This window comes from Rhodanobacter glycinis, assembly GCF_006438785.1.
Lineage (GTDB): Bacteria > Pseudomonadota > Gammaproteobacteria > Xanthomonadales > Rhodanobacteraceae > Rhodanobacter > Rhodanobacter glycinis_A.
This window is the reverse complement of the sequence record NZ_RCZB01000001.1, coordinates 306,177-319,926: the sequence shown is the minus strand read 5'-3', so window position 1 is coordinate 319,926 and position 13,750 is coordinate 306,177. Positions and strand designations below refer to the sequence as shown.

The window sequence follows — 13,750 nt, the reverse complement described above, 5'->3', positions numbered from 1 at the left end:
ATCCAGCCATGGCCGCCACGCCGAACGACGCTGCACCCGACGCCCCGCTGAAGCCGCTTCACGGCGCTCCGCTGGCGCTGCTCACCATCGCCGTCGCGTTCAGCACCTTCATGGAGGTGCTGGACATGACGATCGTCAACGTCGCGGTGCCGCATATCGCCGGCAGCCTCGGCGTGAGCCCCAGCGAAGGCACCTGGACGATCAGCTCGTACGCGCTGGCCAGCGCGATCATGCAGCCGCTCACCGGCTGGCTGGCGCGCCGCTTCGGCGAGGTGAAGACCTTCGTCGGTTCGGTGCTGATGTTCGTGATCTTCTCGATGCTGTGCGGCCTGGCCACCAGCATGCCGATGCTGGTGATCGGACGGCTGCTGCAGGGTGCGGGATCCGGCCCGATGGTGGCGCTGTCGCTGACCCTGCTGCTGTCCAATTACCCCAAGGAAAAACAGGGCATCGCACTGGCGCTATGGGCGATGACCGTGGTGGTGGCGCCAATCTTCGGCCCGATCCTGGGCGGCTGGCTGACTGACAATTTCTCGTGGCCGTGGATTTTCTACATCAACCTGCCGGTGGGTATCCTGGCGGCGGTGGTCACCTGGGGCCTGCTGCGCAAGCGCGAGACGAGGACCTACAAGGCACCGATCGACATGATCGGCCTGCTGCTGCTGGTGGTCGGCGTCGGCGCATTGCAGTTCATGCTGGACAACGGCAACGACCACGACTGGTTCTCCTCGCCGATGATCCTGACCCTGGGTCTCACCGCGCTAATCTGCATCACCTTCCTGATCGTGTGGGAGCTGCACGCGAAGCATCCGGTGGTGGACCTGTCGCTGTTCAAGCAACGCAATTTCACCGTGGGCGTGGTCAGCCTGTCGCTGGGCATGTTTGCGTTCTTCGGCATCAACGTGGTGTTTCCGCTGTGGCTGCAGATCACCCTGGGCTATACCGCCACTTGGGCCGGGCTGGCCACCGCGCCGGTCGGCGTGCTGGCGTTCCTGATCGCGCCGATCCTGGGCAAGAACATGCACAAGCTGGACCTGCGCGCGGTGGTGACGTTCGCGTTCCTGGTGTTCGCCGGCACCGCGTACTGGTTCTCCACCTTCGACAGCTCCGCCTCGTTTTCCACCCTGATCGTGCCGCGCTTCGTGATGGGCCTGGCGATTCCGTGCTTCTTCATCCCGCTGAACCAGGTCTACCTTTCCGGCCTGCCGGTCGACCAGATCGCCAGCGCATCGGGACTGTCCAATTTCTGCCGCACCATCGGTTCGAGCGTGTCCACCGCGATCATGGTGACGATGTGGCAGCACCGCGGCGAAACCCACCATGCCGCGCTGACCGAGTACGTCAGCCCGGGCCATCCCGCGGCCACCCAATTCATCTCGCAGCTGTCGCATAGCGGCCTGTCCCACACGCAAAGCCTGGGGCTGATCGACCAGCTGCTGACGCGCGAGGCGCTGACGCTGGCGGTGAATGACGTGTTCTGGGCCTGCGCGATCCTGTTCGTGCTGCTGATCCCGATCCTGTGGTTCGCCAAACCGCCGTTCGGAAGCGCTGGCGGTGCGGTCGGCCACTGAGGGTGGCGAAAATGCTGCGTCCCGGGGCTGCAGCATTTTCGATACGGCCACGACTGGTGCGGCGCAATATCTTCTGTTAGCGTTCGCCGCATGGCACAAACAAAGCGCACCATCAAGAAGTACCCGAACCGGCGTCTCTACGACACGGAAATCTCCAGCTACATCACGCTGGAGGAAGTCCGTCAACTGGTGCTGGACAACGAGGATTTCGAGGTTCGCGACGCCAAGAGCGGCGAAGACCTGACCCGTTCGGTCTTGCTGCAGATCATCTCCGAACACGAGGACAAGGGGCAGCCGATGCTGTCGCCGCAGCTGCTCAGCCAGATCATCCGTTTCTACGGCAATTCGCTGCAGGGCTTCATGGGACCGTACCTGGAGCGCAGCCTCGAAGTGTTCCTGGATCAGCAAACGCAGTTCCGCAGCCAGCTCAACAGCCTGATGGGGCAGACGCCCTGGAACACGCTGAACGACCTGACCGAGCGCAACCTGGCGGCATTCCAGGCCATGCAGCGCGGACTCATCGATACCGCCGCCCAGGTGATCCCGACCCCGGGTGCCAGCAGCCGCAGCGGCAAGAAATCCGGCTGATTCCAGGCCTGGCTCACGGCGCGCATCGACGCGCCGTTCGTTTGTCCCCCTGATCCGATCGCTGCAGCACAGCACGTGCTGCCATGCCGCATGATCAAGCCAACTGACCGAAATCCATGAACCAGACTGCCGCTTCGAGACCTGCTGTTGAAAAGCCTGCTGTTGGAAGACGTGTTGCGCTGGTTACTGGCGGCATCGGTGGCATCGGCACGGAAATCTGCCGTCAACTGACCCAGACCGACTGCAAGGTGGTCGCAGTGGATCTGGCGGCACGCAGCGAGCGCATCGCCGCGTTCCGCGATGAAATCGCCAGCTCCCATGACGCCATCACGTTCGAGCCTGCCGACGTCAGCGACTTCGACAGCTGCCAGCAGCTGGTCGCCCGCATCGAACAACAGCATGGCCGCGTCGATATCCTGGTCAACGCCGCCGGTATCACCCGCGACGCCAGCCTGCGCAAGATGACGCCGCAGCAGTGGCATGAACTGATGCGCGTGAACCTCGACGGCGTGTTCAACATGTGCCGCAATGTGGTGGAGGGCATGACGGCGCGCGGCTTCGGCCGCATCGTCAACATCAGCTCGGTCAACGGCCAGACCGGGCAGTTCGGCCAGACCAATTACTCCGCTGCCAAGGCCGGCGTGCACGGCTTCAGCATGGCGCTGGCGCGCGAGACCGCGCGCAAGGGCGTCACCGTGAATACCGTCTCGCCCGGCTACTGCGACACACCGATGGTTGCCGCCGTATCGGCGGAGATCCGTGCGCAGATCATCGCCGACATCCCGGTCGGGCGACTGGGTTCGCCGGCCGATATCGCCCGCACCGTGGCCTTTCTCGCCGCCGACGATGCCGGCTACATCACCGGCGCCAACCTGCCGGTCAACGGCGGGTATTTCATGAGCTTCTGAGTCGCTCGGGCGACGCGGGATTGCAGTCGCGTCCCGCTTGCGGAACAGTGGGCAGATTACCTTCCGCGGATCGCAGCATGGCGCAGCAACCCATCACCCTCATTGGCGGCGGCCTGGTCGGCGCACTGCTGGCACAGCAGCTGGCGCAGCGCGGCTTTGCAGTCGAGGTGTTCGAGAAGCGTGCGGACCCCCGGCGAGCCGGCTTCATCGGCGGTCGCTCGATCAACCTCGCCCTCGCCGAACGCGGCTTGCAGGCTTTGCGCTCGGCGGGGCTGGCCGATGACGTGCTGCAACACGCGGTGATGATGCGCGGACGCATGGTGCACGATCTCGACGGCAACAGCGCGTTGCAACGCTACGGTGTCGACGACAGCGAAGTGATCTGGTCGGTCTCCCGCGGCACACTCAACATGCTGCTGCTGGATGCCGCCGAGGCTGCTGGCGTGCAGTTTCATTTCGGACAATCGCTGATCGGCGCCGACTTCGATGCGCAGCGCATCCGGATGGCCGACGCGACGGGAGTGGAACGCGATCTTCCGTTCGGCATGCTGATCGGTGCCGATGGCGCCGGCTCTTCGGTGCGCGCGGCGATGAATGCGCACAGCCCGCTGGGCGAACGCATCGAGTCGCTCGGCCATGGCTACAAGGAGCTGGAAATCCCCCCAGCCGGCGAACTGCCGGCCGCCGTGCTGCGGCTCAGCGGCGGTCGTGACCAGTTCGCGCTGGAGCCACACGCGCTGCATATCTGGCCCCGCGGCGGCTACATGTGCATCGCGCTGCCGAATACCGAGGGCAGCTTCACGGTCACACTGTTCCTGCCGGCGCAAGGTGAGGCACCGAGCTTCGCCACTCTGCCCGACGCCGATGCCGCCGCGGCGTTCTTCAGCAAACAGTTCCCGGGATTGCTGTCGCTGATTCCACGCTTCAACGAAGACTTCGACACCCATCCGGTCGGTACCCTGTCCACGCTGTATCTCGACCGCTGGCATCTGGACGGCCGTGCGCTTCTGGTCGGCGATGCCGCCCACGCGATCGTGCCGTTCCACGGCCAGGGCATGAACTGCGGCTTCGAAGACACCGTGGTGCTGGCGAACCTGCTGGCCGCGGCGCCGGACGACAGCGCCGAGGTGTTCGCCGAGTTCCAGCGCGTGCGCCTACCCAACGCGAACGCGATCGCCGCGATGGCGCTGGAAAACTACGTCGAGATGCGCGACTCGGTCGCCGACCCGCACTACCTGGCCAAGCGCGAGCTGGGTGCGCTGCTGGCCGCACGCGCGCCGCACCATTACATGGCGCGTTACAGGTTGGTCACGTTCTCGCACGTGCCCTACGTCTATGCGCTCGAGCGCGGACGTGCGCAGGACGCCTTGCTGGAACAGTTGCTGCGCGAGTCACCGCAAGTCGCCGATATCGACCTCGATGCGGCAGTACGGCTGCTCCAGTCCAGCCTGCCTCCCTTGCCGGTACTTCGCCATGGATGAGTCCCTGCTGGAGGCGTTCCACGCCACGGCCTACCACGTCAACCTGGACACGGTGACCTGGGCGACGATACGCGTCGACCTGATGCTGCCCGGCGAGCTCGTGTCCGTGGTCGGCTCGCGCCCATGGGCTTTCATCACGGCGTGGAATCCGCAGGCGCGCAGGCGCCCGCTCGCGGAGAATCTGGCTGCGCAACGCGAATTGCTGGCCACCCTGCAGGGCCAGCCCGACGTGACGGTCTACTCTGCCATCGGGGTCGGCAGCACGGGCTGGGTTGAACCCAGCCTGTTTGTGATCGGAGCGCCCATCGCCGTGCTGGACAGTCTGGCCAGAAAACACGCACAACTGGCGTATGTGCATGGCCAGGCGAATGGTGTCGCCCATTTGCGTCTGACGGACTGACCGGCTCAGCGGCAGCACGCCGCATGGACAAGCGCCATCGGCATTGCGGACAATCAAGGTAATGACCGCCGCAAATTCCACTGCGTCCCTGCTTGAAGCGCGAGCCCTGAGTTTCCTTCGCCAGGACGAACCAGTGTTCGCACCGCTGGATTTTCAACTGCGCGCCGGCGAACTGGCGCTGGTCGAGGGCGACAACGGCAGCGGCAAGACCACCTTGCTGCGCATGCTCGCTGGCCTGCTGCACGTCGGCGAAGGCGAGCTGCGCTGGCGCGGGGAACCGTTGCAGCGCGATCGCTGCGCCGGCGAGATCCTGTTTCTCGGCCACCAGCTCGGCCTCAAGGCCGATCTCAGCCCCTGCGAAAACCTGCGGATCGCCGCCGGCCTGCATGGCTGCCGCGACGGCGCCAGTGTGGCGGCAGTGCTGGCCGAGATCGGCCTGCGCGGTTACGAAGACGAACCGGTGCGCCGCTTGTCCGCTGGCCAGAAGAAGCGCGCCGCACTGGCCCGGTTGCTGTTGCTGCCGGCCACGCTGTGGCTGCTCGACGAGCCGTACGCGAACCTCGACCGCATCGGCATCGCGCTGGTCAATCGCATACTGGAGACGCACACCGCCGCCGGCGGTGCCGCGCTGGTGACCAGCCATGGCGCCGTGAGTTTCCATGGCGGCGAACCCCGGCATATCCGGATGCACGCATGAATCGTCCGGGCCTCCTCACCGCCTGCACGGCGATGCTGCGACGCGACCTCACCCTGGCCTGGCGCCGGCGCGGCGATATCGCGATGCCGGTGCTGTATGCGCTGATCGTGACGATGCTGTTCCCGTTCGCGCTGGGGCCGGAAGACACGCTGCTGCAGCGGATCGCCGGCGGTGTGGTGCTGGTCACCGTGTTGCTGGCGATGCTGCTGGCGCTGGATGCGATGTTCTCCAGCGATATCGAGGACGGTTCGCTGGAACAGCTGGTCATGGCCCCGCAGCCGCTGGCACTGATGCTTGGCATGAAGATCCTGGCCCACTGGATCACCACCGCGCTCCCGCTGATCGTGATCGCGCCGCTGCTGGCCTCGATGCTGCACCTGCCCGGCGCGGTGATTCCGGTGTTGCTGCTGGCGCTGTCGCTGGCCACACCGCTGCTCAGTCTGTTCGGCGCGGTGCTGGTGGCGCTGACGGCCGGCACCCGGCGCTCTGGTATGCTGCTGGCCTTGATGTTGCTGCCTTTGTGCGTGCCGGCGGTGATCTTTGCCGCGGGTGCCGTGGCGGCCGCCCAGCAGGGATTGCCGTGGCTCGCGCCGATCATCTGGCTCGCTGCTGCACTGGTATTGGCTGTGGTGCTGGCGCCACTGGCCTGCGCTGCCGCCCTTCGTATTGCCCTGGACGCATAACTGGTTATGTCTAACTGGATCCCGCTCTGGTTGCACAAGCTCGGCTCCCCGCCGACGTTCTATCGCTTCGCCGGTGCGCTGCAGCCGTGGGCGATGACGCTGGCGCTGCTGCTGGGTGCGATCGCGCTGTACGGCGGCCTGGTGCTGGCGCCGGCCGATTACCAGCAGGGCGACGCCTACCGGATCATCTTCATCCATGTGCCCAGCGCCGAGATGAGCATGTTCATCTATGCGGCGATGGGCGTGGCTGCGTTCATCGCGCTGGTGTGGCGGATCAAGCTGGCTGAAGTGGTGGCGATGGAGTCGGCGCCGATTGGCGCGGCGTTCACCTTCATCACCCTGGTCACCGGTTCGCTGTGGGGCAAGCCGATGTGGGGCACCTGGTGGACGTGGGATGCCCGGCTCACCTCCGAGCTGGTGCTGCTGTTCCTCTATCTCGGCGTGATTGGCCTGTATCACGCGTTCGAGGATCGTCGCCAGGGTGCGCGCGCCGCCGCCTTCCTGGCGATCATCGGCATCATCAACGTGCCGATCGTGCATTTCTCGGTGAACTGGTGGAACACCTTGCACCAGGGCAGCACGATCAACGTATTCGGCCAATCGAAGATGTCCTGGGACATGCTGTGGCCGCTGCTGACAATGATGCTGGCGACCAAGTTCTATTACGCCGCCAGCCTGTTTCGACGCGCGCGTACCGACTTGTTGGCAATGGAAGGCGGCAAGGATTGGGTGCGAAAAATCGCCGCAGACGAGGCGAAGCCATGAGTGCCCCGCAAACGTTCTTCACGATGGGCGGTTATGCCGCCTATGTATGGCCGGCCTATGCAGTGTTCTTCATCGTGCTGATCGCCGACACTGTGGCGCCGCGCCTGCGCCGTCGCCGCGTGCTGCGGGAACTCCGCGCACGGCTGGTGCGTCAACAGGCACGACAGGATCGCGCCGGCAGCAACTCCATTCCCACTCCACCTTCCCCCTGACGGGGGCGGCTCCCGACCATGCCCATGAATCCCACCCCCAAGCGCAGGCTCACCATCGTCCTGCTGATCCTCGCCGCCGCCGCGATCGCCGCCGTGCTGGTCGTGGTCGCCCTGCAAAACAACATGAACTACCTGCTCACCCCGAGCCAGGTGCAGTCGGGCGAGGCGGGCAGCTACAACACGTTCCGCCTCGGCGGCATGGTCAAGGCCGGCTCGATCCAGCGCAGCAACGACTCGCTCAAGGTCACCTTCACCGTGGTCGACGCAGGCGGCGCGATGCCGGTCGAGTACACCGGCATCCTGCCGGACCTGTTCCGTGACAACCAGTCGGTGATCGCCACCGGGCACATGGACAATGCGCACTTCATCGCCACCGAAGTGCTGGCCAAGCATGACGAGACCTACATGCCGAAAGAGCTGAAGGACGCGATGGCCAAGGCGCACGCCAACAAGAAGATCGAAGACGCCGCTGCGGCGCAGGACAAGATGCCATGACTCCGGAACTTGGCCAGCTCGCGCTGATCCTCGCCCTGCTGCTGGCGCTGGCGCAGGGTATCTTGCCGCTGCTCGGTGCCTGGCGTGGCAATCGTGCGCTGATGGCCGTGGCGCGACCCGCCGCAGCCGGCCAGGCGGTGTTCGTGGCGATGGCGTTCGGCATCCTCGTCTGGGCGTTTGTGCGCTTCGACTTCTCGGTGCAGTACGTGGCCGACAACTCGAACCTCGCCCTGCCCTGGTACTACCGCATCGCCGCGGTCTGGGGCGCACACGAGGGCTCATTGCTGCTGTGGATCTTCATCCTCAACGTGTGGACGGTGGCGCTGGCCGCGTTCAGCCAGAAACTGCCTGAAGTCTTCGCCTCGCGCGTGCTGGCCGTGATGGGCCTGATCGCGGTGGGCTTCCTCGCCTTCATCATCTTCACCTCCGATCCGTTCGGCCGGCTGTTGCCGATGCCGGGCGACGGTGCCGATCTGAATCCGGTGCTGCAGGATCCGGGCATGACCTTCCACCCGCCGGTGCTTTACACCGGTTATGTCGGCTTCTCGGTGGCGTTCGCATTCGCGATCGCCGGCCTGCTCGGCGGCGAGCTGGAGCAGGCCTGGGTGCGCTGGGCGCGACCGTGGACGAATATCGCCTGGGGCTTCCTCACCTGCGGCATCGTCGCGGGCAGCTGGTGGGCCTATGCGGAGCTGGGCTGGGGCGGCTGGTGGTTCTGGGATCCGGTGGAAAACGCCAGCTTCATGCCGTGGCTGGTGGGTCTGGGACTGATCCATGCGCAGGCGATCACCGAGAAGCGCGGCTCGCTGCGTGCATGGACGATCCTGCTGTCGATCTTCGCGTTTTCGCTGAGCCTGCTCGGCACCTTCCTGGTGCGCTCGGGTGTGCTTACCTCGGTGCATGCGTTCGCCTCCGATCCGCGCCGCGGCATCTTCATCCTGGCGTTCCTCACCATCGTGGTCGGCGGCTCGCTGCTGCTGTACGCGCTGCGCGCGCCGAAGGTAGTCGGCGGCAAACCGTTCAAGGTGGTCTCGCGCGAGACCGTGCTGCTGATCGGCAACCTGATGTTCGCGGTGGCCGCGGCGATGGTGTTGCTGGGTACGCTGTTTCCGCTGGTCGGCGACGCGCTGAATCTGGGCCGGGTCTCGGTCGGGCCACCGTATTTCGGTTTCCTGTTTCCGCTGCTGATGCTGCCGGTGGTGCTGTTGCTGCCGTTCGGACCCTTCCTGCATTGGGGCAAGGGCGACTTGCCGGCGCTGAAGCAGGTGCTGTTGCGCGCCGGCATCGCCGCGGCGGCGTGCGCGATCGTCGCCGCATTCTTCGTGAACGGCCAGCTCAAGGCGATCGCCGGCGTGGCATCGCTGGTCTGGCTTGCCGTCGGCGTGCTGCTGTACGCCATCAAGCGCTGGCGTGAAATGCCGCGCGGCCGGCGTTACCCGGCCGAGATGGCCGGCATGCTGCTGGCGCATCTGGGCATGGGTGTGTTCGTGGCTGGCGTGCTGCTGTCCGAATCGCTCAGTGTGACCAGCGACGTGCGGATGGCACCGGGCCAGACCCAGCACATCGGCGGCTACGATTTCCGTTTCGACGGCGCACACCGCACAACCGGACCGAACTGGCGCGCCGATCAAGGCGTGGTCACGGTCACCCGCGACAGCAAGGCCGTCGCCGTGATGCATCCGCAGAAGCGCACTTACTTGCGCGGTCAGGTACAGACCGAGTCAGCGGTGGACGCCGGCATCTTCCGCGATCTGTACGTGGCGCTGGGCGAGCCGATGGATGCGAACGACATCGAAGGCGCATGGTCGCTGCGGCTGTACTACAAGCCGTTCATCCGCTGGATCTGGGGCGGCGGCCTGCTGATGATGCTGGGTGGTTTCGTCTGCGCCGGCGACAAGCGCTTCCGCATCAAGCGCAGCGCGAAAATCGAAGAAGCAACTGCCGGTCTGCAGGTACAGGAAACGCACGCATGAGCCGGTTGTTGCCGTTCTTGGGATTCATGCTGCTGGTGGCGCTGTTCGGCTTCGGCATCTGGTGGAACACCCAGCACGACCAGAACGCGATTCCGTCGCCGCTGTTGAACAAGCCGGCGCCCGCGTTCAATCTGCCCAAGCTGTATGAACCCACGCAGAGGGTGAGCAAGGCGGACCTGCTAGGCCAGCCCTACCTGCTCAACGTGTTTGCCAGCTGGTGTATCGAGTGCGGCGTGGAGCACCCGGTGCTGGAAGCCGAAGGCCCGGGCCTGGGCGTGCAGCTGGTCGGCTACAACTACAAGGACGCGCCGGCCGACGCCAAGCGCTGGCTGGCCGAACACGGCAATCCGTACAACCTGCTGATCGCCGACGAGCCGGGCCATACCGCGATCGACTTCGGCGTGTATGGGGCGCCGGAAAGCTTCCTGATCGATGCGAAAGGCGTGATCCGCTACAAGCATATCGGCCCGCTCACGCCCGACGTGGTGGAAGACGAACTGAAGCCAGCGATTGCAGCGATGCTGAAGGAGGCACCGTGATGTTGCTGCTTCGCGGGAGCGCACCTTTCGCGCGACGTTTTGTCGATCGGAGCCAGAAACATGGTGCACAGGGTGCTTTCCTGCGACTCATGCTTACAGCGCTGCTAACGTTCATCGGCGTCGCCCATGCGCAGGCGATCGAGCCGATGCCATTCCGGGATCACGCGCAGGAGCTGCGCTTCCAGCACCTGACCCACCAGCTGCGCTGCCCGATGTGCCAGAACGAGACGCTGGCCGACTCCAACGCACCCATTGCACGCGACCTGCGCAACCAGATATTCCAGATGATGCAGCAGCGCAAGAGCGACGAGGAGATCAAGCAGTACCTGGTTGCGCGCTATTCCAACTACGTGCTGTACGACCCGCCGTTGCAGCCCGGTACATGGCTGCTGTGGTTCGGGCCTCTATTGATACTGTTCGCCGGTGCCTCCGCGGTGGTGATTGCCATCCGCAAGCGCCACCGCGGTGATGATGCACCCACCGAAGCACAGACCGGAAACGGGGACGACTGGTGAAAATGGTCTTTTATGCAATCGCCGCAGCGATGATCGCGGTGGCGCTGGCAGTCCTATTGTTGCCACTGGTTCGCCAGGGGCGCCGCAGCGGCCGCTCGCGTGGTGTATTCGTGCTGACCCTCGCGATCGCTCTCGTACTGCCGCTGGCAGCGGGCTGGCTGTATCTGGAGGTAGGCACCCCGGTGGCAATCAACGGAGCCGCCACCCAGACCGGCATGCCACTGACCATGCAACAGGCGGTTTCCCAGTTGCGCGCACACCTGGCGGAAAAGCCCGATGACCTGCAGGCCTGGACACTGCTGGCACAGACCAGCGCGATGCTGCACAACACCGACGATGCTCGCGATGCCTACGAACACATCCTGAAGCTCGATCCCAACAATGTCGACGCGATGGTTGGCTGGGCCGAGGCCGATGCGATGCTGAAAAGCGACCATGTCATCGGCGATCGCGCCGTGGCGCTGCTCAAGCATGCCGTACAGCTTCAGCCCGACAGCCAACGCGGCCTGTGGCTGCTCGGCACCAGCGAATTTCAGCAAGGCAACTACTCCGGTGCGGCCGCTACCTGGCGTCTGCTGGCACCGCAGCTTGAACCGGGCTCGGAGGTCGCCAAGGCCGTCGCCGAACAGATCAGCCAGGCAGATGCCCGCGCCGGCGGCGCACCGGCAGAGGCCGCATCCACGCACGCCGCTGCGGCGACGACGCAGGAGGCTGCCCTGCAGGTGCAGGTATCACTGGCATCCGACCTGAAAGCGAAACTCGCGCCCGGGGATACCTTGTTCATCTTCGCCCGACCAGTGAGTGGCCCGCCGATGCCTCTGGCGGTGACCAGGCTCGAGGCCAATCAGCTGCCGACCAAGGTGACCCTGACCGATGCGATGGCGATGACGCCGGCACTCAAGCTGTCATCGGTGGCCCAGGTATTCGTGGGTGCCCGGATCAGCCACAGCGGCCAGCCGATCGCCCAGCCGGGTGACCTGGAAGGCAACGCCGGTATCGTCGACGTGGCCAGGAAGACACCTGTCGCGATCCTGATCGACAAAGTGCATTGATGAGCCGGGACGCGCGACACTACCTCAGCCTGCCCTCGCCGTTCGCGATGAAGCGTGGCGGCGAATTGCGTGGTGCTCACGTTGCCTACGAAACCTGGGGCAGGTTGAACGCAGCACGCGACAACGCCGTGCTGGTGCTCACCGGCCTGTCGCCCAGCGCGCACATGACCTCGTGCGACGAAGATCCCACGCCTGGCTGGTGGGAGGACATGGCCGGCGCCGGCAAAGCCATCGACAGCTCGCGCTGGTTCGTTATCTGCGTGAACTCGCTGGGCAGCGACAAGGGCTCGACCTGCCCCGCCTCGACCGACCCGGCCACCGGGCAAGCCTATCGATTGAGCTTTCCCGAACTGGCGCTGGAAGACGTCGCCAACGCCGCACACGCTGTCGTCAGCAGTCTGGGCATCACCCGGCTGGCCTGCCTGATCGGCTGCTCGATGGGCGGCATGAGCGCGCTGGCCTACATGCTGCTGCATCCCGGCAGCGTGCGCGCGCATATCAGCGTGGACACCGCGCCGCAGGCGCAGCCATTTGCGATCGCGATCCGTTCGCTGCAGCGCGAGGCGATCCGGCTCGATCCGCAGTTCAACGACGGCCATTACGACATCCACGCCGCGGAAGGTGGCAGTTACCCCGACATGGGCATGAGCATCGCGCGCAAGCTCGGTGTGATCACCTATCGCTCGGCGATGGAATGGAACGGCCGCTTCGCGCGCATCCGGCTCGATCCGGAACAGCGTGAGGACGAACCGTTCGGCCGCGAGTTCCAGGTCGAGTCGTATCTCGAAGGCCACGCCCAGCGCTTCGTGCGCAACTTCGACCCCAACAGCTACCTCTATCTTTCACGCGCCAGCGACTGGTTCGATATCGCCGAATACGGCCACGGCAGCGTGCTCGAAGGACTCAAGCGCATCCATATCGAACGGGCGATGGTGATCGGCGTCAGCACCGACATCCTGTTCCCGCTGCAGCAACAGGAACAGATCGCCGAAGGCCTGCAGGCAGCTGGCGCGACGGTGGAGTTTGTGGCGCTGGATTCGCCTCAGGGCCACGACGCGTTCCTCGTCGACATCGACAGTTACAGCCGCGCGATCGGTGGCTTCCTGAAGCGTCTTTCGATCCCGTAACCGCCGCGCTGCTAAGATAAGCCGCATTACGCACCCCGAGACCGCCATGCTTACCCTGGATTTTCCCGGCAGCCGCACGCTGATCGACGCGATCGACGCCGCCGTGGCCAAGCCGACCACGCACGAGCTCACCGACAGCCTGCGCAACAGCCTGTGCAAGCTGATCCGCGACAACGCCGTGACGCTGCCCCCGTGCGTGTTCGAAGCCAACGCCGAACACTACGCCCGCCGCGAGCTGTACCGCAGCGAGGATCACGGCTACTGCGTGGTGGCGATGACCTGGGGCCCGGGTCAGGGCACGCCGATCCACGATCACGACGGCATGTGGTGCGTCGAGGGCGTCTGGAACGGCGCACTGGAGATCGTGCAGTACGAATTGGTGGAGCACGACGCACAGCGCTACTGCTTCCAGCCGGTCGGTTCGATCCAGGCCGGTGCCGGCTCGGCTGGCAGCCTGATTCCGCCGCACGAATACCACAGCATCCGCAACCCCAGCGACAACGCCGTCACCGTCAGCCTGCACATCTACTCCGGCCCGATGCTCCGCTGCGCGGTGTTCCAGCCGCTGCCGGAAGACCGCTGGTATGGCCGCGACGTGCGTCAGCTGGGACTCGACCGCGTGCACTGAACCCGGCATAATGCGCCGCTCACATGCCGGTGTGGCGGAATGGTAGACGCGGCGGACTCAAAATCCGCTGGCAGCGATGTCGTGTAGGTTCGAGTCCTATCACCGGTACCAACAAG

Annotated in this window: 16 protein-coding genes and 1 tRNA gene; all 17 read left to right on the top strand. The window is 65.2% G+C overall.

Annotated features, from left to right (window positions below):
* Window positions 1–8 precede the first annotated feature (8 nt).
* The 17 genes from EAH75_RS01655 (at window position 9) to EAH75_RS01575 (ending at window position 13,745) form a co-directional block, all read left to right on the top strand.
* Complete coding sequence (locus EAH75_RS01655) at window positions 9–1,571, top strand: DHA2 family efflux MFS transporter permease subunit (RefSeq protein WP_140652938.1); 1,563 nt, start codon at window positions 9–11, stop codon at window positions 1,569–1,571.
* A gap of 90 nt (window positions 1,572–1,661) precedes the next feature.
* The gene (phaR, locus tag EAH75_RS01650) at window positions 1,662–2,159 is read left to right on the top strand and encodes a polyhydroxyalkanoate synthesis repressor PhaR (RefSeq protein WP_140652936.1); all 498 of its coding nucleotides are present in this window, start codon (window positions 1,662–1,664) and stop codon (window positions 2,157–2,159) included.
* Between the two features lie 116 nt (window positions 2,160–2,275).
* On the top strand, window positions 2,276–3,067 hold the full coding sequence (gene phbB, locus EAH75_RS01645) for an acetoacetyl-CoA reductase (RefSeq protein ID WP_140652934.1): 792 nt from the start codon (window positions 2,276–2,278) through the stop codon (window positions 3,065–3,067).
* Window positions 3,068–3,144: 77 nt separating this feature from the next.
* On the top strand, window positions 3,145–4,548 hold the full coding sequence (locus tag EAH75_RS01640) for an FAD-dependent oxidoreductase (protein ID WP_140803894.1): 1,404 nt from the start codon (window positions 3,145–3,147) through the stop codon (window positions 4,546–4,548).
* On the top strand, window positions 4,541–4,948 hold the full coding sequence (locus EAH75_RS01635) for a DUF3293 domain-containing protein (RefSeq protein ID WP_140652930.1): 408 nt from the start codon (window positions 4,541–4,543) through the stop codon (window positions 4,946–4,948). Before EAH75_RS01640 ends, EAH75_RS01635 begins: the two co-directional genes overlap by 8 nt.
* Before the next feature lie 61 nt (window positions 4,949–5,009).
* Window positions 5,010–5,645, top strand: coding sequence for a cytochrome c biogenesis heme-transporting ATPase CcmA (ccmA, locus tag EAH75_RS01630; protein WP_140652928.1), 636 nt, complete (start codon window positions 5,010–5,012; stop codon window positions 5,643–5,645).
* Window positions 5,642–6,328 (top strand): heme exporter protein CcmB, encoded by a 687-nt coding sequence (gene ccmB, locus EAH75_RS01625; RefSeq protein WP_140803892.1) that lies wholly within the window; start codon window positions 5,642–5,644, stop codon window positions 6,326–6,328. The genes ccmA and ccmB overlap by 4 nt, the downstream gene beginning before the upstream one ends.
* Before the next feature lie 6 nt (window positions 6,329–6,334).
* Complete coding sequence (locus EAH75_RS01620; RefSeq protein ID WP_140652924.1) at window positions 6,335–7,093, top strand: heme ABC transporter permease; 759 nt, start codon at window positions 6,335–6,337, stop codon at window positions 7,091–7,093.
* Complete coding sequence (gene ccmD / locus EAH75_RS01615; RefSeq protein ID WP_140652922.1) at window positions 7,090–7,305, top strand: heme exporter protein CcmD; 216 nt, start codon at window positions 7,090–7,092, stop codon at window positions 7,303–7,305. Before EAH75_RS01620 ends, ccmD begins: the two co-directional genes overlap by 4 nt.
* Window positions 7,306–7,329: 24 nt before the next feature.
* Complete coding sequence (ccmE, locus tag EAH75_RS01610) at window positions 7,330–7,800, top strand: cytochrome c maturation protein CcmE (RefSeq protein ID WP_193557807.1); 471 nt, start codon at window positions 7,330–7,332, stop codon at window positions 7,798–7,800.
* The gene (locus tag EAH75_RS01605) at window positions 7,797–9,773 is read left to right on the top strand and encodes a heme lyase CcmF/NrfE family subunit (protein WP_140652918.1); all 1,977 of its coding nucleotides are present in this window, start codon (window positions 7,797–7,799) and stop codon (window positions 9,771–9,773) included. The genes ccmE and EAH75_RS01605 overlap by 4 nt, the downstream gene beginning before the upstream one ends.
* Complete coding sequence (locus tag EAH75_RS01600) at window positions 9,770–10,312, top strand: DsbE family thiol:disulfide interchange protein (RefSeq protein WP_140652915.1); 543 nt, start codon at window positions 9,770–9,772, stop codon at window positions 10,310–10,312. Before EAH75_RS01605 ends, EAH75_RS01600 begins: the two co-directional genes overlap by 4 nt.
* 89 nt (window positions 10,313–10,401) lie before the next feature.
* Window positions 10,402–10,827: a cytochrome c-type biogenesis protein gene (locus tag EAH75_RS01595; protein ID WP_140652913.1), complete on the top strand. Its 426-nt coding sequence runs from the start codon at window positions 10,402–10,404 to the stop codon at window positions 10,825–10,827.
* Window positions 10,824–11,879 carry a c-type cytochrome biogenesis protein CcmI/CycH gene (locus tag EAH75_RS01590; RefSeq protein WP_240046265.1) on the top strand — a complete coding sequence of 352 codons (1,056 nt, stop codon included), beginning with the start codon at window positions 10,824–10,826 and terminating at the stop codon, window positions 11,877–11,879. The genes EAH75_RS01595 and EAH75_RS01590 overlap by 4 nt, the downstream gene beginning before the upstream one ends.
* Window positions 11,879–13,006: a homoserine O-acetyltransferase MetX gene (gene metX, locus EAH75_RS01585; RefSeq protein WP_140652911.1), complete on the top strand. Its 1,128-nt coding sequence runs from the start codon at window positions 11,879–11,881 to the stop codon at window positions 13,004–13,006. The genes EAH75_RS01590 and metX overlap by 1 nt, the downstream gene beginning before the upstream one ends.
* 46 nt (window positions 13,007–13,052) lie before the next feature.
* Window positions 13,053–13,634, top strand: a complete 582-nt coding sequence (locus tag EAH75_RS01580; RefSeq protein ID WP_140652909.1) for a cysteine dioxygenase family protein — start codon at window positions 13,053–13,055, stop codon at window positions 13,632–13,634.
* Window positions 13,635–13,659: 25 nt separating this feature from the next.
* Window positions 13,660–13,745: transfer RNA gene (locus EAH75_RS01575), tRNA-Leu, on the top strand.
* Window positions 13,746–13,750: the final 5 nt, after the last annotated feature.